Origin of the sequence: Arthrobacter cupressi (assembly GCF_900099975.1) — a bacterium.
Classification (GTDB): domain Bacteria; phylum Actinomycetota; class Actinomycetes; order Actinomycetales; family Micrococcaceae; genus Arthrobacter; species Arthrobacter cupressi.
On record NZ_FNEI01000001.1, the window covers coordinates 164641 to 187887 of the forward strand.

17 protein-coding genes are annotated in these 23247 nt (G+C 67.6%); 14 read left to right on the forward strand and 3 right to left on the reverse strand.

Annotated features, from left to right (window positions below):
• Positions 1–121: 121 nt before the first annotated feature.
• Complete coding sequence (locus tag BLP88_RS00740) at positions 122–1663, reverse strand: sodium:solute symporter family protein (RefSeq protein WP_074586131.1); 1542 nt, start codon at positions 1661–1663, stop codon at positions 122–124.
• A gap of 259 nt (positions 1664–1922) precedes the next feature.
• Here BLP88_RS00740 and BLP88_RS00745 point away from each other — a divergent pair, with 259 nt between their 5' ends.
• Positions 1923–2498 (forward strand): helix-turn-helix domain-containing protein, encoded by a 576-nt coding sequence (locus BLP88_RS00745; protein ID WP_074586132.1) that lies wholly within the window; start codon positions 1923–1925, stop codon positions 2496–2498.
• A 24-nt stretch (positions 2499–2522) separates the two neighbouring features.
• Here the strand turns inward: BLP88_RS00745 and BLP88_RS00750 are convergent, their stop codons facing one another.
• On the reverse strand, positions 2523–4493 hold the full coding sequence (locus BLP88_RS00750; protein WP_074586134.1) for an APC family permease: 1971 nt from the start codon (positions 4491–4493) through the stop codon (positions 2523–2525).
• Between the two features lie 260 nt (positions 4494–4753).
• Between BLP88_RS00750 and BLP88_RS00755 the strand changes: the two genes are divergently transcribed.
• The 9 genes from BLP88_RS00755 to BLP88_RS00795 all read left to right on the forward strand — a co-directional run bounded on the left by BLP88_RS00755 (position 4754) and on the right by BLP88_RS00795 (position 16560).
• Entirely contained in the window at positions 4754–5452 is a 699-nt protein-coding gene (locus BLP88_RS00755) for a hypothetical protein (RefSeq protein WP_139163256.1), read from the forward strand.
• A 185-nt stretch (positions 5453–5637) separates the two neighbouring features.
• Complete coding sequence (gene speB, locus BLP88_RS00760; protein WP_074586137.1) at positions 5638–6702, forward strand: agmatinase; 1065 nt, start codon at positions 5638–5640, stop codon at positions 6700–6702.
• A gap of 6 nt (positions 6703–6708) precedes the next feature.
• Positions 6709–8409 carry a thiamine pyrophosphate-binding protein gene (locus tag BLP88_RS00765; RefSeq protein ID WP_074586139.1) on the forward strand — a complete coding sequence of 567 codons (1701 nt, stop codon included), beginning with the start codon at positions 6709–6711 and terminating at the stop codon, positions 8407–8409.
• A gap of 174 nt (positions 8410–8583) precedes the next feature.
• Positions 8584–9117: a MarR family winged helix-turn-helix transcriptional regulator gene (locus BLP88_RS00770; protein WP_074586140.1), complete on the forward strand. Its 534-nt coding sequence runs from the start codon at positions 8584–8586 to the stop codon at positions 9115–9117.
• Positions 9118–9187: 70 nt separating this feature from the next.
• Positions 9188–11221, forward strand: coding sequence for an MDR family MFS transporter (locus BLP88_RS00775; protein ID WP_084110664.1), 2034 nt, complete (start codon positions 9188–9190; stop codon positions 11219–11221).
• A gap of 220 nt (positions 11222–11441) precedes the next feature.
• Positions 11442–13175: an ABC transporter ATP-binding protein gene (locus BLP88_RS00780; protein ID WP_074586144.1), complete on the forward strand. Its 1734-nt coding sequence runs from the start codon at positions 11442–11444 to the stop codon at positions 13173–13175.
• Positions 13172–15259: an ABC transporter ATP-binding protein gene (locus BLP88_RS00785; protein WP_074586145.1), complete on the forward strand. Its 2088-nt coding sequence runs from the start codon at positions 13172–13174 to the stop codon at positions 15257–15259. Before BLP88_RS00780 ends, BLP88_RS00785 begins: the two co-directional genes overlap by 4 nt.
• A gap of 77 nt (positions 15260–15336) precedes the next feature.
• Positions 15337–15753, forward strand: coding sequence for an acyl-CoA thioesterase (locus tag BLP88_RS00790; protein WP_074586147.1), 417 nt, complete (start codon positions 15337–15339; stop codon positions 15751–15753).
• A gap of 78 nt (positions 15754–15831) precedes the next feature.
• Positions 15832–16560 carry a copper homeostasis protein CutC gene (locus BLP88_RS00795; RefSeq protein ID WP_074586148.1) on the forward strand — a complete coding sequence of 243 codons (729 nt, stop codon included), beginning with the start codon at positions 15832–15834 and terminating at the stop codon, positions 16558–16560.
• Positions 16561–16610: 50 nt separating this feature from the next.
• Here the strand turns inward: BLP88_RS00795 and BLP88_RS00800 are convergent, their stop codons facing one another.
• Positions 16611–17102 carry a GNAT family N-acetyltransferase gene (locus BLP88_RS00800; RefSeq protein ID WP_074586150.1) on the reverse strand — a complete coding sequence of 164 codons (492 nt, stop codon included), beginning with the start codon at positions 17100–17102 and terminating at the stop codon, positions 16611–16613.
• Between the two features lie 196 nt (positions 17103–17298).
• Here BLP88_RS00800 and BLP88_RS00805 point away from each other — a divergent pair, with 196 nt between their 5' ends.
• The 4 genes from BLP88_RS00805 (at position 17299) to BLP88_RS00820 (ending at position 23242) form a co-directional block, all read left to right on the forward strand.
• Positions 17299–19248: a DUF5107 domain-containing protein gene (locus tag BLP88_RS00805; RefSeq protein ID WP_175453459.1), complete on the forward strand. Its 1950-nt coding sequence runs from the start codon at positions 17299–17301 to the stop codon at positions 19246–19248.
• A gap of 164 nt (positions 19249–19412) precedes the next feature.
• Positions 19413–21641 (forward strand): McrB family protein, encoded by a 2229-nt coding sequence (locus tag BLP88_RS00810; protein WP_074586152.1) that lies wholly within the window; start codon positions 19413–19415, stop codon positions 21639–21641.
• Between the two features lie 43 nt (positions 21642–21684).
• Positions 21685–22926: an McrC family protein gene (locus tag BLP88_RS00815; RefSeq protein WP_245679722.1), complete on the forward strand. Its 1242-nt coding sequence runs from the start codon at positions 21685–21687 to the stop codon at positions 22924–22926.
• A gap of 76 nt (positions 22927–23002) precedes the next feature.
• Positions 23003–23242, forward strand: a complete 240-nt coding sequence (locus BLP88_RS00820) for a PLDc N-terminal domain-containing protein (RefSeq protein WP_139163257.1) — start codon at positions 23003–23005, stop codon at positions 23240–23242.
• Positions 23243–23247 lie beyond the last annotated feature (5 nt).

Sequence of the window (23247 nt, forward strand, 5' to 3'; positions counted from 1 at the left end):
GGAATCACTGTAGCAGCGTCCCGCAGCACGGGAACCCCGGCCCGGGAACACGACGACGGCGGCGCCACCTGCGAAAGGTGGCACCGCCGTCGGGCGTTCTTATGCTGGGAGCCGCCGGTGATTAGTGGCCGGTGTGGCTGGCCACGGGATGGGCGTCCAGGGGCAGTTCCTCGGAGACGGCCCCGGCAACCCGGCGCTCCCACGCCTCGTGGACGTCCGGGTCCGTGGGCGGCGTCAGCAGCGACACCACCACATAGGTGACAAGCGATGCGCCCAGGCCCCAGTAGATGGGCTCGTTGGCGTAGACGCCGTCGGCGCTCGGGATGATTCCCACGGCGTACATGATCAGCAGCGCCAGGGTCAGCACGGACCCGACCGCCATCGACCAGGCGGCGCCGATGCCGGTGCCGCGCTTCCAGACCAAGCCGCCGAGGATCGCGACCAGCAGGCCGCCCACCAGGATGTCGTAGGCGATGGTCAGGGCGACCACCACGTCCTGCGCCGCCATGGAGATCAGGACGGCGAGGATGCCCAGGCCCAGGACCCAGTAGCGGTTGGCCTTGACGTCATGCTCGGGGTTCTCGGTGTCGTCGGTGTGGATGGTCTTGCCGAACCAGCTGGCCACGAACGGCACCACGTCGGCGCGGGCCACGGTGGCGGCGGCGATCAGCGCGCCGGAGGCGGTGGACATCATGGCTGCCACGGCGGCGGCCATGACCAGGCCGCCGATGCCGATCGGGAGCAGGTGCGTGGCAACTTCGGCGTAGACAACGTCCTTGCCGAGGTTGGTGACGTCGATGTCCGGCAGGGCCACGCGGGCGGCCAGGCCGATCACGGCGCCGGCCAGGCCGTAGAGGATGCAGTACACACCGGCGGTGGCGCCGCCCCAGCGGGCAACCTTGGGGGTCTTGGCGGTGAAGACGCGCTGCCAGATGTCCTGGCCGATCAGCAGGCCAAGGGTGTAGACGACGAAGTAGGTGATGATGGTCTGCGTGCCGATGCCGTCGAGCCGGAAGAAGCTGGCGTCAACGCGCTCGCGGATGCCGTCCAGGCCGCCCGCCGCGTTCAGGGCGAAGGGCAGCATGAGCACGAAGATGCCCACGGTCTTGATGATGAACTGGACCTGGTCTGCCAAGGTGATGGACCACATGCCGCCGATCGTGGAGTAGACCAGCACGATCGCGCCGCCGACGGCGATGGCGAGCCAGCGTTCCCAATCGAAGAGGACCACGAAGATGGTGGCGTAGGCACCGGTCGAGGTGGCGCACAGCATCAGGGTGTAGGCCAGCATCACGATGCCCGAGGTCTGGGTGGCCTGCTGGCCGTACCGCAGGCTGAGCATCTGGGAGACGGTGTAGATCTTGAGCCGCTGGATGGTCCCGGCGAAGAGCAGGCTGAGCAGGAGGACGCCGGCGCCGATGGCCACGACGAGCCACATGCCGGAGATGCCGAATTTGTAGCCGAGCCCGACGCCGCCCACCGTTGAGGCGCCGCCGAGGACCACCGCGGCCATGGTTCCGGTATAGAGGAAGGGGCCCAGGCGGCGGCCGGCCACCAGGAAGTCGCTGTTGTTCTTGGTGCGGGACTTGCCCCACCAGCCAAAGGCCAGCATGGCCAGCAGGTACACCACCACAATGGCGATGTTGACGATCGATGAGTCCATATCGGCTCCTGGGGATATTCGCAGCGGCCGGGTTCCGGTTCCATGACAGCGCCGGTGTCATGAGGACGATCCGCGATGCGGTGTGTTGGGGAGAAAGGTGCGCCATTTGCCTAGAAGGCAACACTTGTTGCATGAAAGGATATGTAGTGATCGGCGTAACAGTCAAGGACGGGTGCTTGCGCCGGGCAAGGTCCAAGGCGGCGCCGGATACTATGGCCCAAATGACTGGGCCGCACTTTTCGGCCTGAAAGGTTCGTGAATGAAGGCTCTCCCCGTTGAACCCAGCAACGTCCCGCTTGCCATCGGTTCCAGAATCCGTGCTGCCCGCCAATCGCAGCGGCTCACCATCGAGCAAGTGGCCGAAGCCACGGGGTTGACCAAGGGATTCCTCAGCAGGGTGGAACGGGACCTGACCTCGCCGTCGGTGGCATCCCTGGTGACTCTGTGCCAGGTCCTGTCCGTCTCCATCGGGGACCTCTTCGCCGCGCCGGAGACGCACCTGACGCGCCGCGACGACGGGCCGAAAATCTCCCTGGGCGGAGAAGGGATCGTGGAGCGCCTGCTCACCGCCCGCTCCGAACGCCGCCTGCAGATCATCCGGGCCGTCATCGAACCGCGCGGCCGCGGCGAGTCGGAGCTCTATGCCGTCGACTGCGACGTGGACGTCCTGCACGTCACCAAGGGCCGCATCCAGCTGATCCTGAGCAACGAGAAGTACGACCTCGGGGAAGGAGACACCCTCTCGTTCCCCGGCCGTGAGCCGCACACCTGGGTCAACCCCACCGATGAGACTGTCGAGGTGCTCTGGATCCTGGTCCCGGCCGCCAGCCGCTAAAGAGGCGGCCGCCAGGAGCCCGGCTTAGCCCACGTGCACCCAGGGCCGGCGCGTGACGTCGGCTTCGGCTTCGCGCAGCACCTCGCGGGTCACCGGGGCGATTTCGCCTTCGCCGAAGAACAGGAACTTGCTGAGGTTGGCGATCGGGTTGCCCTCCGTCCAGCGGAAGTAGATGTGCGGCATGAGGCCCGTGACGTCGCGGATGTGCAACAGCACGGCCGCCAGCGTGTTGGGCACGTTGTTGCTGTGGACCTCCAGGACCTTGAAGCCGTGGCGGTGCTTGCCCTCCACGAGCAGCTCCTGCTCGAAATCCGAACTGTCGTCCACGATGACCTCGATGAACAAGGCGTCGCTGTCCTCCGGCAGGTGGTTGGCCTGCTGGGCGTGCTCCAGCTTCTCCCGGTACCGCTCGACACCGGCCCGTTTCGGCTCGTGGGCGATCAGGCGGATGGGTCCTTCGTCATTGGCCGCGGTGAACTCCAGGGCCCGTTGGTCCATCTTGATGTGGGTGGCGCGCAGTTCGAAGGAGCGCCGGACCCGCGAGGCGAAACTCACCAGCAGGATCCCCAGGATGAACAGGGCGGCAATCTTGATGCCGTCTGGCCGTTCCACCACATTGGCCACCGTGGTGTAGCTGAACACCACAGACACGGCGCCGAACGCCAGGATCTTCACGCGCTGCTTTCGCCGCTTGGCCGAAAGGGTCACCGCGATGGACGCCGAGGTCATGAGCACCAGGACGCCGGTGGCGTACGCCCCGCCCTGTGCCTCCACGTTCGCTTCGAAGATCACGGTGATCAGGAAGCCGACGGCGGTGAACACCAGGACCAGCGGGCGGACGGCCTTGGTCCACGAGGGCGCCATGCCGAAGCGCGGGAGGTAGCGCGGTACGAGGTTCAGCAGCCCGGCCATGGCCGAGGCGCCGGCGAACCAGAGGATGGCGATGGTGCTGACGTCGTAGGCGGTGCCGAACGCGTCGCCCAGGTACTGGTGCGCCAGGTAGGCCAGGGCGCGGCCGTTGGCCTTGCCGCCCGCTTCGAATTCGGCCGCCGGGATGAGGAAAGTGGTGATGAAGCTGGAAGTCACCAGGAAGGCACTCATGATGAGGGCCGCCGTCGTGAGCAGCTTGTGGGCGCCGCGGATGCGGCCCGCGGGGCGCTCTTCGGTGTCGTCCGGTGCGCCCTTGATCTGGGGCATGACGGCCACGCCGGTTTCGAAGCCGGAGAGGCCGAGGGCGAGTTTCGGGAACACCAGGAGCGCGATGCCGATCATCACCAGGGGGTTGCCGTGCTGCTGGTTGAGGGCGGCCCACCAGTCGGTGACAACGTGGGCCTCGGTGGCCACGTGAAACAGGCCCACCAGCACCACCACGGCGTTGAGCAGCAGGTAGACGCCCACCAGCAGGACGGCCACGTTGATGGCTTCCTTGAATCCGCGCAGGAAGACGATGCCGAGGGCTGCGATCAGGGCAAGGGTGATGGCCACTTCCTGGCCGTGCATCCATTCGGGCGCGAAGGGGTTCTCCACGGCGTGCGCGCTCGCGTCGGCGGCGGAGAGCGTCATGGTGATCATGAAGTCCGTCGCAGCGAAGCCAAGCAGCGCCAGGACGAAGAGCTTGCCGCCCCAGCGGGGGAGGAGCTTCTCCAGCATGGCGATGGAGCCTTCGCCGCGGGGGCTCTCGGAGGCGACCCTGCGATAGACCGGCAGGGCACCCAGCAGCGTCACGGCGACCAGCACGATCGTGGCCAGCGGGGACACCATGCCGGCGGCCAGGGCTGCGATGGCCGGCTGGTAGCCGAGGGTGGAGAAGTAGTCAACGCCGGTAAGGCACATGACCTTCCACCAGGACTGGGGCTTGTGCTCGCGTTCCGGCCTGCCGTGCTGCCGCGGCCGGCCGCCGGCCTCGGGCATGCCCTCGAGCAGCCAGTGCTTGAAGCCGCCGCTTGGTTTGCGCCGGTTGGAAGGGTCTGCCGGCGTCCGGGTCAGGGTGGTCACGATGTCCTTTCGCGCAGCCTGGGAGCTGCTCCAGAAGAGAGCGTAAAGCGGCCCCCCGGCCCGGAAGTCCGCTCTTTACGGAATCCTTACGCCGGGTGTGAGCGGCGTCTCTTTCGCGGACCACGGCCACGGCCGGCAGAATTTTTCAATTCGATGTAAGTTCTGGGGCCGGGCTGGAAACCATATGGGTGACGGGGCACTTCGAATGGTTGGGGCGCCCTGCACCACCATCAGGAACCCGCTCACGATTGGGGAAGACCATGCATTCTGCAGTTTTCGGGAAAACCGCCGCGGGGGTTGCCCTCGCGATCGCCCTGGGTGCGACGGCCGCCGCCTGCGCGCCGTCGCCCGCGGCAGCTCCGACGTCGGACCGCACCGCCGGGCCCGCCCTCACCCTCACGTCGTCCAGGACGGAGGCTGCCAAGGCGGAGCAGGAAAGGAAGGCGAAGCCCGTGAAGACCTTCACTTTCCCGGACGGCCATATTTCCTTCCAGTACCCGGCGGGCTGGTCCGTCGCCACCGCTGACTGCCCCACCGTCCCCGGCGGTCCCACCGGGTGCGTCGAGGCGACGGTCAGGAGCAAGGGCAAGTCGGTGGCCTTCCTGGTCAGTGGCTTCTACGGCGACGGTGGATCCGGCCCGGTGGACCGTACCGTGTTCGACTCCGCCGCCGTGCCGGGCCTGGCGGGCTTCGAGGGGAGCCCGGCGTTCGGCTTCTTCAAGGACAGCTACGGCGATGTCAACGACCACTACTTCATGGATATCCGCCGGGCCGATGAGCTCGTTTCCGGCAGCACCGGCAGCGGCAGCGGGCAGGTCACCCTGCCCAATGGCGTGGGAATCTTCCGGGTCTACATCGACTCGCCGGGCTTCGCGTCCGATGCCGAAGCCAAGGCCTGGATGGGCACGGTGGAGTACGCGCAGTTGAAGGCGCTGCTGCTGAGCGTCAGCTACAAGTAGCGGCGAGCCGCACTAAATGAGCACAGCCCGACGGCGGCCGGTCACCCAGGTGCCCGGCCGCCGTCGGGCTGTGTCCCTCTTTCCTCGAGCGGCGGAATTCCTGTAAACAAGTGATGCATATAAGGAAACTTTGTGTGTATGATGGCTGTCACACCCTGACTCGATCTCGAAGGAGAGAGGCCGCTGTGGAAGAGCTCCGCATTGAAGCCAACGGAAACCTTGGCCCCATTGATTCATCCCGCATCCCGCGCTACGCGGGTGCCGCCACCTACGCACGCCTCCCGCGCCTGGACCAGGTCGCCAAGGCGGACGTCACCCTGGTGGGCGTGCCGTTCGACTCGGGCGTTTCCTACCGCCCCGGTGCCCGCTTCGGCGCGAACCACATCCGCGAAGCCAGCCGCCTTCTGCGCCCCTACAACCCGGCCTGGGACGTCAGCCCCTTCGAGAATGTGCAGGTGGCGGACGCCGGGGACATGGCGGTCAACCCCTTCAACATCAACGAGGCCATCGAGACCATCCAGCAGAATGCGCTGGACCTGACGGCCAGCGGCAGCAAGCTCGTGACCCTTGGCGGCGACCACACCATTGCCCTGCCCCTGTTGCGCGCCGCCGCGGAGCGCGCCGGTGAACCCGTCGCCATGCTGCATTTCGACGCCCACCTGGACACCTGGGACACCTACTTCGGCGCCGAATACACCCACGGCACCCCGTTCCGACGCGCGGTCGAGGAAGGCATCCTGGACACCGAGGCAATCAGCCACGTCGGCACCCGCGGCCCCCTGTACGGCAAGAAGGACCTCGACGACGACCACCGCTTCGGCTTCGGCATTGTCACCTCCGCCGACGTCTACTATCAGGGCGTCCTGGAAACCGTGGAGAAGATCCGCGACCGCATCGGCAACCGCCCGCTCTACATCTCCGTCGACATCGACGTGCTGGACCCCGCCCACGCCCCGGGCACCGGCACCCCGGAAGCCGGCGGGATCACCAGCCGCGAACTGCTGGAAATCATCCGCGGCTTCCGCGGCATGAACCTCGTGGGCGCCGATGTCGTGGAAGTTTCCCCGGCCTACGACCACGCCGAAATCACCGGCGTCGCCGCGAGCCACGTGGCCTACGAACTCGTCACCCTCCTGGCTGACAACGCCGTCGAAGGCAACCGCCACGGTGCCGCAACCGGCTACGCGCAGCAGGCGCTCGGCCAGACGGTCCGCCGCCCGGCCGGCTTCGCAGCCGCCGTCAAGGAGTAGCAGGAAATGATCGATTTCGATCCCGGAACCGCGGCCCCTACCAAGGGCACTGACCAGCGCAACGGCGGGGACCTCGTCGTCGAGACCCTTGAGGCGCTCGGCGCGAAGACGGTCTTCGGCATCCCTGGCCAGCACGCACTGGGCCTGTTCGACGCCATGGGCCGCGGCAACCTGCAGTTCGTCTCCTCCCGCGTGGAGAACAACTCGGCCTTCGCGGCGGACGGCTACTCCCGCGCCACCGGAGAAGTGGGCGTGCTGTTCCTGTCCACCGGCCCCGGCGCCTTGACCTCCCTGGCCGGCCTGCAGGAGGCCTACGCTACGGGCGTGCCGATGGTGGTCGTGGCCAGCCAGATCCCGCTGGAAGGCCTCGGCGCCCGGCGCAAGGGGATGCTGCACCAGCTCGATGACCAGAAGGCCTCCGCGGCCAACGTCACCAAGAGCCAGCGCCTCATCCAGCACGCCTCCGGGATTCCGTCGGCCATCCAGGACGCCTGGACCGAGGCCATTTCCTCGCCCCAGGGCCCGGTGTGGATCGAGATCCCGCAGAACGTGCTGCTGGACCCGATCATGGTGCCGCCGGTGGAGGACGCCCTCGCCGAGGCGGCGGACAACCCGCCCCGCGTTGAGCTGGTCCGGGAAGCCGTGAAATGGCTCTCGACGGCGGAACGCCCCGCGATCATCGCGGGTGGCGGCACCCGGCGCGGCCGGGCGGAGAAGTCCCTGCTCTCGATCGCCGAACAGTTGCGTGCCCCGGTGATCTGCACCCCGGGCGGCAACGGCGCGTTCCCGTGGAACCACGAGCTGTCGCTGCAGTCCTGGATCGAGGACCGGTACATGACGGACCTGCTTGAGGACGCCGATGTGCTGGTCGTCATCGGTTCTTCGCTGGGTGAGGTCACGTCCAACTACTTCACCTTCGAACCGCGCGGCAGGATCATCCAGATCGACGCCGAGCCACGGGTGCTCGAATCCAACCGTCCCGGCCTGGGCATCCGGGCCGACGCCGGCCAGGCCCTCGCCGCCCTGGATGAAGCCCTGTCTGAGGCCGGTGCTGCCGGGGCGACCGTCCGTTCCTGGCACGGCGCCAGCCCTGAAGAAACCGTCAAGGAAGCCCTGGCGAAGGTCAAGGCCCGGCTCGAATCGCAGGACCTGGCCAAGGAACTGAAGTTCATGGCCGACATCCGCGAAGCCGTTCCGGACGGCATGCAGACCTTCTGGGACATGACCATCTCGGCCTACTGGGGCTGGAGCTGTTGGGATTCCCGGCAAGGCCAGTTCCACTCGGCCCAGGGCGCCGGCGGCCTCGGCTACGGCTTCCCGGCCGCGATCGGCGGTGCCGTGGGCCTGGAAACCACCGGCAAGCCGGCCCGCGTGCTGGCAGTCTCCGGCGACGGCTCCTCCATGTACTCCATCTCCGAGCTCGCCACGGCCAAGCAGCACAACATCCCGGTCACCTGGCTGATCGTGGACGACGGCGGCTACGGCATCCTGCGCGAATACATGGTGGGCGCCTTCGGCAAGGCCACGGCCACCGAGCTGGCGCGTCCGGACTTCGTCAAGCTCGCCGAGTCCTTCGGCGTCCCGGCCCGCCGGGTCTCCCCGGACGAAGTGGGGGAGGCGCTCAAGGAGGGCTTCGCCGCGGACGGCCCGAACGTCGTCGTGGTTGAAACGCTGCTGAAGATGTTCGCCCCCACCCACCTGGACTAAAGAACCTCCCGTTCCCACAGCGCGAACGTACACTTGGGGCCCCATTTCTGCCGGATTTGGGGCCCCAAGTGTACGTTCGCGCTTGGCGTTTAAGTGACCCTGCTCGCAGTTAGTTTCCCAAAGCAACCTTTTAGGTTTATGGTTGCTTTAGGCAAATAATTGAGGTGATTCCACATGTCCGTCGCTTCCGGCACCGCCACAGAGCTCGTCCACCGGATCTTCGACCTCCAACGCGTGCTGCGGTGCATTGTCAGCACCAGCGTGGCGCGCGATGCCAGGGTCGGTTTCGCCCTCCAGGGCGTGCTGCGCTTCATCGGGGAAGGGGAATCCCGGGCCACGCACCTTGCGTCCCGGATCGGCGTCAGCCCGCCGGTCCTCAGCCGGCACATCGCCGAACTCGAGGAACTCGGCCTGGTGGTCCGGCGTCCGGATCCCGCGGACGGCCGTGCGCAGCTGGTGGCCCTCTCCGGCGACGGCATCGCCCAGCTCCGTGAACTCGAAGAAGAACGCAGTGCCAGGCTCCGCGATTATCTCGCCGAATGGAGCGAGGACGACGCGCTCGAGGCGGGCCGCGTCATCGAAAAGCTGACGGACTCACTCACCCGGTCCATCCGGGACCAACATTCCCTCCGGGCAAAGGCGGCCGGTTCTCCCATACTGATCGACACCACAGAGGAGGCAACGAGCCTTGGCAAAGCAAACGCTTGAACGCCCGACGCCGGCCCGCACCGCCGGGGGCACGGCACCGGCGAACGCGGCACCTTCACATACCGCACCGATGACCCACCGCCAGATCATGGAGGCTCTGACCGGCCTGCTGGCCGCATTCTTCACGGCCATCCTGAGCAGCACCATCGTGGCAAATGCCCTGCCCACCATCATGTCCGAACTGCACGGCACGCAGACGGACTTCGCCTGGGTGATCACCGCGGCCCTCCTGGCCAACGCCGCCACCACGCCCATCTGGGGCAAGCTCGCCGACCTCTTCGACAAGAAGCTCCTGGTCCAGCTGAGCATCATCATCTTCGTGGCCGGCTCCGTGTTGGCCGGGTTCTCCGACACCATCGGGCTGCTGCTGGCCGCCCGCGTGGTCCAGGGTGTGGCGCTGGGCGGGCTGACCGCCCTGGCGCAGGCCATCATCGGCACCATGATCCCGCCGCGGGACCGCGGCAAGTACTCCGGCTACATGGGCGCCGTCATGGCGGTCGGTACCGCGGGCGGCCCGCTGCTCGGCGGATTCATCGTGGACAGCCCGCTGGGCTGGCGCTGGACGTTCTTCGTCTGCGTGCCGCTCGCCGTCGTCGCGCTCACCCTGCTTCAGGCGACCCTCAAGATCGAGCACATCAAGCGCCCGGCGAAGATCGACTGGCTCGGTTCCATCCTGCTGACCGCCGGTGTCAGCCTGCTGCTGATCTGGGTTTCCTTCGCCGGCAACCCGGACTACTACGACTGGATTTCCTGGCAGTCTGCGGCCATGGTGGGCGGCGGGGTGCTGCTCCTGGCCCTGCTGGTGGTCGTGGAATCCAAGGTGGAGCAGCCGATCATCCCGCTGAAGATCATCCGCGAACGCACCACCGCGTTGGCCATCCTCGCCTCGGTGGCCGTGGGTGTGGCCATGTTCAGCTCTTCCACGTTCCTTGGCCAGTACTTCCAAGTGGCCCGGGGCGCCACGCCCACCGAGGCCGGCCTCCTGACCCTGCCGATGATCGCCGGAAACCTGGCGGGCTCCGTGGTGTCCGGGCAGCTGATCAGCCGCTTCGGCAAGTGGAAGGGCTTCCTGCTGGGCGGCTCCGTGCTGCTGATCGGCGGCCTGGCCCTTGCCGGCACCATCGACCACACCACCGAATTCTGGGTCATGTCCATTTACACCGCAGTGTTCGGCCTGGGCCTTGGCCTGATGATGCAGAACCTGGTGCTCGCGGTCCAGAACACGGTCCGCGCCAGGGACATCGGCTCGGCCAGCGCATCCGTGGCGTTCTTCCGGTCCGTGGGCGGTGCGATCGGTGTGTCGGTTCTCGGCGCCGTCATGAGCAACCACGTGAAGGATCTCGCCGCCGAAGGCCTCGCGGCCGCCCACATCCCGGTATCCGGCGGATCGGACGGTGCCAGCATGGACCTGGTGGACCTGCCCGGGCCCATCCGGGAAATCATGCGCGCAGCCTATGGCGACGCCACCGCCCTGATTTTCCTGATTGCCGCGGGAATTTCGGTGCTCGCTTTCCTTGCCGTGCTGTTTATCAAGGAAGTCCCGCTGCGCCGGACAGTTGACGCGGCACCGGAAAAGGAATTGTTGGCCAACGCCAGCGCCGAAGCGCGAACGCCACGAGAAACCGCTGAATTGGGAACCCCGGAAACGGAAATCTCTGACCTGGAAACCGCTGGGGTGCCGGGTGACGGCCGGGCGGGAACGCCCGACGGCGGACGTCCGGTGCGGGGGACAGTCCAGTCCGAGGACTTGGACCTTGAGTTCGCCCGGATCCTCACGGCGGAACGGCCGGAGCACGGTTTCCGGGAAGAAGGCGAACTGCAGGTGCAGGAGCAATTGGCCCGCACGCAGCAGCTGCTCGCCGAACAGCTGGCGGACTTCAGCCAGGCGCAGCGCGAGCTGCAGAAGGGCTTGGCCGAGCAACGGGCCACTGCGGCGGAACAGGCCAGGACGGCCGCCGATCTGGCGGCGCTGCGCAAGGAACTGAAGCGGGAACGCCGCCGCCTGGAAGGCGCCGCACTGCTCCTGGTCTCAGGCGACGGCGCGGCTCCCGCCCGCTCAGCCAGAGACCGTTCCGTCAAAGAACACGGGCGGCACGCGGGCTGATTCTGCCCGGGCATTTCCGCCCGGGGCCGCCCGGGGCGGCCCGAAAATTGAACCCTGAGGAGCATCCCTGCGGCGTCCGGTACGCCGCAGGGATGATCTTTGCCCGGAGTTGTTTCGCCAAGGCAACGGATTTCGTAGAGTTGGAAGGCTAATACCGTCAGCCCCTGCTGCTACTAATCTCCTTACTCATTCGCGCACCTCTATTTAAGGACCCGTGGGCATGCTTCTCACCCTGATACGGCGCTACTCCAAGCCGTATTTGCCGCAAATCCTCGCCGTCATTGTCTTCCAGCTGGCATCAACCATCGCCACCCTGTACCTCCCCAGCCTCAACGCCAAAATCATTGACGAGGGAGTTTCCGTCGGAGACACCGACTACATCTGGCGCACCGGTGCCCTGATGCTCGCCGTCGCGTTCGGCCAAGTCATCACGGCGGTCGCCGGCGTGTACTTCGGATCGCGCGTGGCCATGTCCATGGGGCGGGACCTGCGCCGCGACGTGTTCCGCAAGGTCAGCAGCTTCTCCGCCAAGGACGTCAACTCCTTCGGTGCGCCCACCCTGATCACCCGCGGCACCAACGACGTCCAGCAGGTCCAGATGCTCATGCTCATGGGCCTGAACTTCATGGTCTCCACGCCCATCATGTGCGTGGGCGGCATCATCATGGCCCTGCAGGAAGACCTCAGCCTGTCCTGGCTGGTCTGGGTGTCCGTGCCGGTCCTGGTTGCCGTGGTGGGTTACCTCGTGGTGCGCCTGATGCCGCTCTTCCGCTCCATGCAGAAGAAGATCGACGCCATCAACGGCGTGCTGCGCGAACAGATCATCGGCATCCGCGTGGTCCGGGCCTTCGTCCGCGAACCTTACGAAGTGAAGCGCTTCGGCGCCGCCAACAAGGAACTCACCGACGTCTCGGTGAAGATCGGCAACCTCTTCGTCCTGATGTTCCCGGCCATCGGCATGATCCTGCACCTGTCCACGGCCGCCGTGCTGTGGTTCGGCGGGGAGCGGGTGGACTCCGGCGACATGGAGGTCGGGGCGCTCACGGCCTTCCTGCAGTACCTGCTGCAGATCCTGATCGCCGTCATGATGGGCACCTTCATGGCCATGATGATCCCGCGCGCTTCCGTGTGCGCGGACCGCATCGGCGAGGTCCTCGACGTCGAACCGTCCATCCACGACCCCCAGGCTCCGGTGACCCCGGTGGAGAAGAAGGGCCGCGTGGAATTCCGCGACGTCACCTTCAAGTACCCAGGCGCTGAGGAACCCGTGCTGAGCAACATCTCCTTCTCGGCCGAACCCGGACAGACCCTGGCGATCATCGGCTCCACGGGCTCGGGCAAGACCACCCTGGTGTCGCTGCTGCCGCGGCTTTACGATGTCGCCTCCGGTGATGTCCTGCTCGACGGCGTGCCCGTCACGGAACTGGACCGCGACGAAATCACCAGCCGCGTGGCCACCGTCCCGCAGAAGCCCTACCTGTTCTCCGGCACCATCGAGCACAACCTGCGGTTCGGCAAGACCCACGCCACCGACGAAGAACTCTGGGACGCACTGGAAACCGCGCAGGCCAGGGACTTCGTGGAGGAGAAGAGCGCCGGGCTCGACCGGCGGATCGCCCAGGGCGGCACCAACGTCTCCGGCGGGCAGCGGCAGCGCCTCTGCATTGCCCGGGCCCTGGTTTCCCAGCCCAAGGTGTACCTCTTCGACGACTCCTTCTCCGCCCTTGATGTGGCAACCGACGCCCGGCTCAGGCGCGCACTGAAGGACAAGACCAAGGATGCCACGGTGATCATCGTCGCCCAGCGCGTCTCCACGATCGCCGACGCGGACCAGATCCTGGTCCTGGACAACGGCCGGATCGTTGACCGCGGCACCCACGAGGAACTTCTGGAAACATCACCCACCTACCAGGAAATCGTCGAATCCCAGCTGAGCGCGGAGGAAGTGGCATGAGCGGGCAGGACAAGCAAAAGCGCGGCTGGGCCGCGAAAGCGGAAGCCGCCAAGGCCGCCCGGGCGGCGGCCGAAGCAGAGAACGAATCCGCAGCCGCCACCGCCGTGGACGACGACTTCGTGGAAGAGGAGTACACGCCCGGCGAGGCCGACGGCGGCATGTTCGGCAACCTGCCCGCCAAGAAAGCCAAGGCCTTCTGGCCCTCGGCAAAGCGCCTCATGGGCCTGCTCAAGCCGGAAGCCGCCGGCGTGATCTTCGTGATCGGCCTCGTGGTGGTCTCCGTGGTGCTCAACGTCATCGCCCCGAAGGTCCTCGGCGGCGCCATGGACGTCATCTTCGGCGGCTACATGGGCAAACGCCTGCCCGAGGGCGTGAGCCAGGAACAATTCACCGACATGCTCCGCCAGCAGGGTGAAGACAACTACGCAGACATGCTGTCCAAGCTCCAGCTGACGGACGGCATCGACTTCTCCCGGCTGACGTTCCTGATTTCGATCGTCCTCCTGATGTACTTCGTGGCCAACATCTTCCTGTGGGCCCAGGGCTACGTCCTGAACAAGATCGTCATGAAGGTCATCAACCGCCTCCGCGACGACGTCCAGGCCAAGCTCAACCGCCTGCCGCTGAACTACTTCGACACCCGGCAGCGCGGCGACATCCTCTCCCGCGTGACCAACGACGTCGACAACGTCCAGCAAGGCCTGCAACAGGCCTTCGCGCAGCTGGTCAGCTCGGTGCTGACGGTGCTCGGCATCGTGGTCATGATGTTCATCGTCTCCTGGGAGCTGGCGCTGATCGCGCTCATCGCGCTGCCGCTTTCGGGCATCCTGGCCGGCGTGATCGGTTCCCGCAGCCAGAAGCTTTTCGCCGCGCAGTGGAAGAACACCGGCGCGCTGAACGGCCAGATCGAGGAGTCATTCTCCGGCCACGAACTGGTGAAGGTCTTCGGCCGCGACGCGGACATGCTGGTGCGCTTCGATGAGCGGAATGAAGCCCTCTACAAGGCGTCCTTCGGTGCGCAGTTCGTGTCCGGCATCATCTTCCCGGCCATGAACTTCGTCTCCTACCTCGCCTACGTGGGCATCGCCGTCGTGGGCGGCCTGCGGGTGGCCTCCGGTTCCATGAGCCTGGGCGACGCGACGGCGTTCATCCAGTACTCGCGCGAATTCACCCAGCCGCTGGGCCAGATCGCCGGCATGGCCAACATGCTGCAGTCGGGTGTGGCCTCGGCCGAGCGCGTGTTCGAGTTCCTGGACGCGGACGAGCAGGTTCCGGAGGACGCCGCCAAGCACCTGCCGGCGCGCACGGACGGCCACGTCGAGTTCGAGAACGTGTCCTTCAGCTACGTGGCGGACAAGCCGCTCATCGAGGACCTGTCCTTCAGCGCCGAGCCGGGCCATACCGTGGCGATCGTCGGTCCCACGGGTGCGGGCAAAACCACGCTGGTGAACCTGGTGATGCGCTTCTACGAGCTCGACGGCGGCCGGATCACCCTGGACGGGGTGGACATCAAGGAGCTGAGCCGCTCCGAGCTGCGCTCCAAGGTGGGCATGGTGCTGCAGGACGCCTGGCTGTTCGGCGGGACCATCTACGACAACATCAAGTACGGAAAGCTGGACGCCACCGAAGAACAGGTCATGGAGGCGGCCAAGGCCACCTACGTGGACCGTTTCGTGCGGGCCCTGCCGGACGGCTACCAAACCATCATCGACGAGGAAGGCACCAACGTCAGCGCCGGCGAGAAGCAGCTCATCACCATCGCGCGGGCATTCGTGTCCGACCCGTCGCTGCTGATCCTGGACGAGGCCACCAGCTCCGTGGACACCCGCACCGAGCTGTTGCTGCAAAAGGCCATGGCCGCCCTGCGCACAGACCGCACCAGCTTCGTGATCGCGCACCGGCTCTCCACCATCCGCGACGCGGACACCATCCTGGTGGTGGAGAACGGCAGCATCGTGGAACAGGGACGGCACAGCGAACTGCTCGCGCTGCAGGGCGCCTACTACCGCCTGTACATGTCGCAGTTCGCCGGTGAGGACGCCGGTGAAGTTCCGGCCGATGACACGACGGCGGTGCACAGCTGAGTACCGCAGTCACCCCGCAGGCAGCCTCCACGGGTGGAGATTCCGCACAGCCCCGGCGCATTTCGGTCACCGTGCCAATGCGTTGGGGCGACATGGACGCCTACGGGCACATCAACAACGTACAGATCGTCCGCATGCTCGAAGAAGCCCGTATCGCCGCGTTCGGTCCGCCGCGCGGCGCCGGGCTGCCCGGCGTCGAACCGCCCGTGGCGATCTTCAACGACGTCGAGGACGGCATCATGACCCTCGTGGTGGAGCACAAGGTCCGCTACGTCCGCACCCTCGATTACCGAAATATCCCCGCGGATGTCGAGATCTGGGTGGGCGCCGTCAAGGGGGCCAGCTTCGACCTGCACTACCTCATCAAAGACCCGGTGACGGGGGAGGAGTGCGTGAAGGCCAGCACCCACCTGGCGTTCGTCGACGAAGCAACGGGCCGGGTCCGGCGACTGACGCCGGAGCAGAAGGAACGCCTGGAGCCCTACCGGGCGTAGGGTGCCCCAAGGTAGGCCCCAGCCTCCGCCCGCCTCCGGCAGCGCCCTGTCCGCCCGCCTGGTCGTAGAGTTTTCACCATGAAGCTTGAGATCGCCGCGGTAGGTGTACAGGGCGCTGTTGTCGCTGCCGAAGAAGGCGCCGACCGGATTGAGCTGTGCAGCGCCCTCGAGCTCGGTGGCCTGACTCCCAGCCAGGGCCTGATGGAATCCTGCCTCGAGGCCACGAAGCAGGGCCTGGACATCCATCCGCTGATCCGTTGCCGGCCCGGCGACTTCCGGTACCACGAGGATGAGCTGGCCACGATGGTCAAGGAGATCCGTGCCCTGTTGGCGCAGGGCGCCCGCGGTGTGGTGCTTGGCGCGCTGGACTCCAGGAACGAGGTGGACGTGGACGCCGTCCGCCGCCTCGCGGACGCAGCCCGGGACGTGAATCCCGACGCCGAACTTGTGTTCCACCGGGCCGTGGACGAAACGCCGGACCCGGCCGCCGCCGTCGGGCAGCTCGTGGAACTCGGTTTCACGCGCGTCCTCAGCTCCGGGGGCGCGCCGACCGCGGGCGAGGGCCTGCCGGTGCTGTCCCGCATGGTGCAAAGCGCGGAGGGGCGGCTGCAGGTGATGGCCGGCGGCGGTTTGGCCATCACGGATATCCCGGAGATGCGGCGGGCCGGCCTCGACGCCGTCCACCTCTCGGCGAAGCGGATCGTGTCCCCCAACAGCACGGGCAGCGCAGGGGGCGGACCGTCGTCGTACCTGGTCACCGACCGGGAGACCGTCCGGGCGGCCCGGCGCGCACTCGACGCCGGGTAGCAGCGGCGTCCGGAGCCCCGCGCGCAACGCCGGCCGGCGGGTAGCGCCGCTTACGGGACGCGGGCTGGCGCCAGCTCCAGGCTCATGAACACGCTGTTGGGGTCCGGGACGTAGTCCGCGAACGGCGCGCACTCCGTGAAGCCGTGGCGCAGGTAGAGACGGCGCGCGGCCGCGAAGTAGTCCTCGGTGCCGGTTTCCAGGCAGAGCCGGGACAGGCCCCGGCGGCGCGCCTCGTCCACGATTGCAGCCAGCAGCAGGCCCGCCACGCCGCGGCCCCGCGCGGCGGCGGTGGTGCGCATCGACTTGAGCTCGCCCTCCGTAGCGCCGTCCGCCGCGGCGGGAAGGTCCTTCAATGCGCCGCAGGCCAGCAGCTGATCGGCCTCGCGCGCGGTCCAAAAAGTGATCTCCGGCCGCGAGAGGGCTGAGTGGTCCAGGGCGTGCACGCTCTCGGCGGGGGAGGTGGCGTACATATCCGCCAGGTGCTCGTCCAGCAGTAGCCGGACGTCCGCCCGCGCGGGATCGTCGAAGGCGATGTCGATCATGGCGGACAATCTACCCGGCGCGTGTGTCCGGCACGTAAACGGGCACGGCCTGAAGACAGGGGCACACGGCGGGAATCCCCCCGAGTACGGACGCAAATCCTGCTTTACAGGGCCCCCGGTGACGTCAAGGATTGAAGGATTCACCACGGTCGGTGATGCCCGGGCCGCGGACTCCTGCCCACGATCGGAGACAGCCATGACTGAGAACGCACCCGCCGGCAATATCACCGCCGGGACCATCACCCTGGAGGTGGCCGCCTTCGGCCCGGATAGTCCGCTGCCGCCCGTGGCGGCCGGAATCCAGGCACCCTACCGCGTAGGCATGGGGGTCCCGGACGAACTCGCCGCCAGGGCCGCCTACGGGTACCCGCCGAACATCTACCCCTACACGATCCAGGACGGCTACTCGCGGCAGCGGCAGGATCGCGAGCTGCCCGCCGTCGTGCTCGAAAACCGGCACCTGAGGGCGACAGTGCTGCCCGGCTTGGGCGGCCGGATCTGGGAACTGTTCGACAAGGCCAGCGGCAAGCAGCTACTGCACAGCCCCCGCACCATCCAGTTCGCCAACTTCGCACTGCGCAACGCCTGGTTCGCGGGCGGGCTTGAGTGGAACATCGGCACCCGCGGCCACACCCCCACCTCCTGCATTCCCTGGCACACCGCCGTGCTGACCGTCCCGGGCGGGGACCAGGTCCTGCGGATGTGGGAGTTCGAGCGGCTCCGCGGCGTGGTGGTCCAGGTGGACCTCTGGCTCCCGGCGGACTCCCGCGTGCTGTTCTCCGCTGTCAGGCTCCGCAACCCGGCTCCGGACGAGGTCCCCATGTACTGGTGGAGCAATGCCGCCGTCCCGGAAACGGAGGACACCCGGGTGATCGCACCAGCTACGACGGCTTTTGGCAGCGACTACGAGACCGACATCCAGCGAGTCACGCCCACGGAGCACGAAGGCCGGGACGCCACCTGGCCCGTCCGGAACGATCACGCCGCGGACTACTTCTTCGACATCCCCGAAGGCCGCCGCCATTGGATCACGGCCGTGGACGCCGACGGCGACGGGCTGGCGATGCTGTCCACCTCCCGGCTGCGCGGCAAGAAGCTGTTCGTCTGGGGCCAGGGCGACGGCGGCCGCAACTGGCAGGAATGGCTCAGCCCAGGAGGCGGACGGTATGCGGAGATCCAGGCCGGCCTGGCGCAGACCCAGTTCGAACACCTGCCCATGCCCGGCCGGGCCGAATGGAGCTGGGTGGAGGCCTACGGGAACGCGCGCCTTGATCCCGCAACCGCCCACGGCGCCTGGGACGCCGCCGTGGAGCACGCCCAGTCCCGGCTCGCCGCGCTCGCGGACCAGCAGGCACTGGAGGAGGCGCTCGCTTTTGCCGGGTCCATCGCGGACACGGCCCCGCAGGACAGGCTGCTCGTCGGCACCGGCTGGGGCGCCCTCGAAGAAGAACTCCGCCGCGTTACCGGGATGCAGCCGCTGGACACCGGCGGTACGCCCTTCCCCGCGGATACCCTCACCGGGGAACAGGCACCGTGGGTGGAACTGCTCCGGCACGGGTTGCCCGACGGCGGCAGCCCCCTGACGTTCCCTGGTTCCGGAAGCTTCGTGGCGGGCCCGGCGTGGGAACGGCTGCTGGAAGGGGCAGCAGGTGCCGAGGCCCGCTTCCACGGAGCCACCCTGAAGCATGCCCGCCAGGACCTCGCCCCGGCCGAACAGCTCTACGCCCAGGCACTGGAGCTGGACCCCGGCCACGCGCTGGCCCACCGCGGCCTGGGACTGCTCCTGCTGGCCACCGGTCGCGTGGCCCAGGGCCTTGCCGAATTGCGGGCAGCCTGCGCCGCGGACCCGGCCGGCGGGAAACTCCTGGCCGAAGCCATGACCCTCCACCTGGCCCACGCGGAACCCCGGGCCGCCCTCCTGCTGGCTGAACAAGCGCCCCCGGGAACGGTCGCCGCCGGACGGAACCGCTTCCTCACCGCCTGCGCCCTGGCCGGCAGCGGCAGGACGGAGGAAGCCGCCGCGATCCTGCGCGAGGGCGTAGAAATCCCGGACCTGCTTGAAGGCGACAACGCGATCTCCGAGCTCTGGCAGCAGCTATGCCCGGGGGAGGAGGTTCCCCGGAAATACCGCTTCAGCATGCATTAGGAGGTCCGCCGGAACCGTGCCGCCGCCGCGCCGCAGCCGCGCGAACGTACACTTGGGGCCCCGAAAACGGCGGAAACAGGGCCCCAAGTGTACGTTCGCGCTGGTGGGAGGCGGGTGGCAGGCGGGGCCATGAAATGCCGGGCCAAACCATGTAAGTTGGCTAGGTGACTCCCGCCAGCAAGCCTGTTTCCCGTGCGCCCGGAATCTCCAAGGAAATCGAAGACGCCGCGTGGTTCGTGCTGGGACCTGCCCTCCAGGGCAAGCCTTCCGCGCTCGACGGACGCACCCACAGCTGGACCACCGAGGCCGCCACCGAACTGCTCCAGCGCCTGGAACGCGGCGTCGAGGACAGCAAGGCGCCCATGATGACCAACCTGCGCCGCAACCTGGAGGGGGCCAGCCGCGAAGCCCGGCTCCTCGCCGTCGAACTCTTGTTCCTGCAGTCGCTGCCGCTGGCCCACGAGGTCAAGTCCCTGAAGGTCAAGCGCGCCCGCGTGGCCGAGGCCGCGTCCTGGCTGGAACCGCCGCTGCAACTGCCGGAGGAACTGTACCGGGACCTGACCGACCACGGCGTCATCCGGGACCGCACCGCCGAATTCAACTGGACCATCTGGGACCAGCTCGGCTGGCTGTGCCGCTTCGTTGCCCACGTGGACAAGCAACCGACGCCGGTCATCACCGAGGCGCTCAAGGACGCCCTGAAGTTCCACGAACTTGCCGCCGGGACTCCGGATGACCAGCCAGCCATCCGCCGCAGCATCGAGTACCTGGCCTGGCCGGGCTATTTCGAGCCCGTGGTGGCCGACGTGGAGCGCCGGGAGATCCGGGACGCCTTCGCCTCCCTGGTGGGCGGGGCCAAGGGTGACAGCGAAGAGGACATCACCGCGGACATCCACCGCATCCGTCTGCACCTGGACGAACAGGCCGGGCAACGCATCGACTGGTACTCCCGCCAGCTTGTGGGCCAGTGGCGCAAGGTGGGCGACCCCGGCCGCAGGGCCTGGCTGCTGCGCACCCACCATGATTCCGCCGAACTCCTCGCCGCCTGGCAGGACGAGGAGAAGGCAACGCTCGACGTCGAACACTTGCGCGAGCTGGAGCCGGGCGTCACCGCGGGGCTGGTGCAGCGCGCCGTGGACGAGGACTGCAAGCACCTGGGCTACGTGGAACGCGAGGACACCAAGACCGCGGTCTTCGCCTTCCTGACCGTCATGAAGCCCGGCGACCTGGCTTTGTTCCAGCGTGCCGGCAAGGTACGGATCGGCGTGGTCCTGGGCGAGGCCGAACACAGCGAGGACAAGCCGCGGCTGCGGCGCAAGGTGCGCTGGTTCGAGGAGGATCACGCCATCGCCGAGGCGCCCCGGCACGTCCAGCGCCAGCTTTCCACCCCCGGGATCGTCGTGGACGTCACCAAGGTGGTGAGCCTGCTGCAGGCGCTGCTGCCCGCGGAAGCGGAGTCCGACGGCGAGGACACCGCCGCCCCCGAGTCCGCCGTCGAGCCCGTCCCCGAAGGCTTCCGCCCGCTCAGCGAGGAATTCGCCGCCTCCCTGCACATGGAGCTGGAGCCGCTGCAGGAAATCGCCGGGCTCCTCGAGGAAAACCGGCAACTGGTCCTCTACGGCCCGCCCGGCACCGGCAAGACCTACCTCGCCAAGCACTTGGCCGCCGAGCTCGCCGGGGACAGCACGGACGAGCGCGTGAAGCTCGTGCAGTTCCACCCTTCGTACGCCTATGAGGACTTCTTCGAGGGCTACCGGCCGGACAAGACCGACGACGGCCATGTGTCCTTCAAGCTCGTAGCGGGGCCGCTGCGCCGCTTGGCCGAGGAAGCGGCCAAACCGGAGAACGCCGCCAAGCCCTACTTCCTGATCATCGACGAAATGAACCGGGCCAACCTGGCCAAGGTGTTCGGCGAGCTGTACTTCCTGCTGGAGTACCGGGACGACCGGATCTACCTGCAGTACAGCCCCAACGAGCCTTTCAGCCTGCCGGACAACCTGTACATCATCGGCACCATGAACACGGCTGACCGTTCCATCGCCATGATGGACGCCGCGATCCGCCGCCGCTTCGCCTTCGTGGAACTGCACCCGAAGGTGGAGCCGATCCGCGGCACCCTGCGCCGCTTCCTCGAGGCCCGCGGCCTGGACCCGCTGAACGCCGATCTGCTCGATGCCCTCAACGAAGCGATCGACGACTGGGACCGTGACCTCATGATCGGCCCGTCCTACTTCATGAAGGGCGCCGCGCAGACCCCCGCCGGCCTGCGCCGGATCTGGAAGTACGAGCTGATGCCGCTGCTCGAGGAGCACTACCACGGCCAGCTGAACCGGGCACAGGTGGAGGAGCGCTTCGGCCTGGAGCAACTGCTGGGACGCCTTGCTCCCCGCTGACGCCGGCCCCGCTGACGCAGCCCCCGCCGGCACGCTCCGCGGCGTGGCGATTCCGCCCCGGCCGCGGCACGCGCCCGGCGTCCGGCACATCGTGCTGGACGAACTGTCCCGCGGTGTCGTGGAGCGGCTGGACGCCGCGACGGCGGCCTTCCTCAACGCGAGCGGGCTGGCGACGGCCGCGCCGATGGGCATGGGCCTCTACCGGATCGAACCGGCGGGCAAGGTGGGCTCGGTGCGGACCCCCGCCGTGCAGTTCGAGGTGCGGCCCAAGGGCCGGCTGGGTCTCCACCGGTTGCTGTTCCTGCTTAGCTACGCCGGGGAACAGGGCTTCCGCGACGACTCCGTGGCCGCCGTCGAACACCAGGACCTCTGGAGCGCCCTGGCCGAATCCCTCGCCCAACTGGCCGAACGCGCGCTCAGCCGCGGCCCGCTGCAGGGGTACGTGACGGTGGATGAGTCACTGCGGACCGTCAAGGGACGCATCCGGATTTCCGACCAGATCTCCCGCAGGCCCGGCCTGCTGGTGCCCCTCGAGGTGTCCTACGACGAGTTCAGCGAGAACATCGCCGAGAACCGCATCCTGCGGGCCGCGCTGGCCCGGATGGGCCAGGTCCCCGGGGTCCGGCCCGAGGTACTCAGCCGCCTCCGCCGCCTGGGCGGAAAGCTCGACGCCGTGACCCCCTTGCTGCCCGGTGCGCCTCTTCCGAAATGGCAGGCCAGCCGGATGAACCTGCGTTTCCACGCGGCCTTGCGTTTGGCCGAGGTGATCCTGCGCAACTGCTCGGCCGAAGCCGGGGAAGGCAAGCAGCGCAGCGCCGCCTTCGTGGTGGACATGTCCACCGTGTTCAAGGAATTCGTGGGCGTCGCCCTGCGCGACGCCATGCGCGCCCACCCCGGCGAGACCCGGCTGCAGTACGGTGCCCTGCTCAACGAAGCGGTGCGCGACTCGGACCGGATCACCGTCCGCCCGGACGCCGTACATTTCCTTGGCGGGCGACCCGTGGTGGTCTACGGGGCCAACTATGCGGCCGGTCCGGACACCGGTGCTTCCCCGAACACGGACCACTACCGCATGCTCGCGTACTGCACCGCCCTGCGGGTCCCCACGGCCTGGCTGGTCTATGCGGGATCCGGGGAGATGAAGCTGCGGCGCATCCTCAACACGGATATCGACGTGGTGGAGTACCCGCTGGACCTGTCCAAGCCGCCCGCGGAAATCCTGGCCGCCGTGACGGACCTTGCCGAGCAGTCCTGGGGCGAGATGGTCCGCCAGGCGCGGGGGTAACGGAGCTGTTCCGCGCGGCAGCCAACAGGGCTAGCCTGAGAACAGACCGCGGCGGACGGAGGCAACCATGGGCGGCATGAAGAGGAAGAAAAAGTCCTGGAAGGACATGACCCCGGGGCAGCGCCGCGTCACCATTGTGGCCGGCGTGCTGGAGTTCGCCTTGATGCTGGCGGCCCAGCGCAGCATCTCCAAGACCCCGGCGGAGCAGATCCGCGGAAGCAAGGTCCTGTGGCGGGCCGCGAGTTTCATCAACTTCTTCGGCCCGGTGGGGTACTTCCTGTTCGGCCGGCGGCGCACCCCCGAACGGCGCGCGTAGGCAGC

Bases quoted from the DNA above. Each gene is read 5' to 3' on its own strand.
- BLP88_RS00795 (WP_074586148.1), top strand. From the start codon at position 15,832: ATGAAGCTTGAGATCGCCGCGGTAGGTGTACAGGGCGCTGTTGTCGCT.
- BLP88_RS00755 (WP_139163256.1), top strand. From the start codon at position 4,754: ATGCATTCTGCAGTTTTCGGGAAAACCGCCGCGGGGGTTGCCCTCGCG.
- BLP88_RS00790 (WP_074586147.1), top strand. From the start codon at position 15,337: ATGCGTTGGGGCGACATGGACGCCTACGGGCACATCAACAACGTACAG.
- BLP88_RS00785 (WP_074586145.1), top strand. From the start codon at position 13,172: ATGAGCGGGCAGGACAAGCAAAAGCGCGGCTGGGCCGCGAAAGCGGAA.
- BLP88_RS00765 (WP_074586139.1), top strand. From the start codon at position 6,709: ATGATCGATTTCGATCCCGGAACCGCGGCCCCTACCAAGGGCACTGAC.
- BLP88_RS00820 (WP_139163257.1), top strand. From the start codon at position 23,003: ATGAAGAGGAAGAAAAAGTCCTGGAAGGACATGACCCCGGGGCAGCGC.
- BLP88_RS00775 (WP_084110664.1), top strand. From the start codon at position 9,188: ATGACCCACCGCCAGATCATGGAGGCTCTGACCGGCCTGCTGGCCGCA.
- BLP88_RS00780 (WP_074586144.1), top strand. From the start codon at position 11,442: ATGCTTCTCACCCTGATACGGCGCTACTCCAAGCCGTATTTGCCGCAA.
- BLP88_RS00740 (WP_074586131.1), bottom strand. From the start codon at position 1,663: ATGGACTCATCGATCGTCAACATCGCCATTGTGGTGGTGTACCTGCTG.
- BLP88_RS00805 (WP_175453459.1), top strand. From the start codon at position 17,299: ATGACTGAGAACGCACCCGCCGGCAATATCACCGCCGGGACCATCACC.
- BLP88_RS00800 (WP_074586150.1), bottom strand. From the start codon at position 17,102: ATGATCGACATCGCCTTCGACGATCCCGCGCGGGCGGACGTCCGGCTA.
- BLP88_RS00745 (WP_074586132.1), top strand. From the start codon at position 1,923: ATGAAGGCTCTCCCCGTTGAACCCAGCAACGTCCCGCTTGCCATCGGT.
- BLP88_RS00770 (WP_074586140.1), top strand. From the start codon at position 8,584: ATGTCCGTCGCTTCCGGCACCGCCACAGAGCTCGTCCACCGGATCTTC.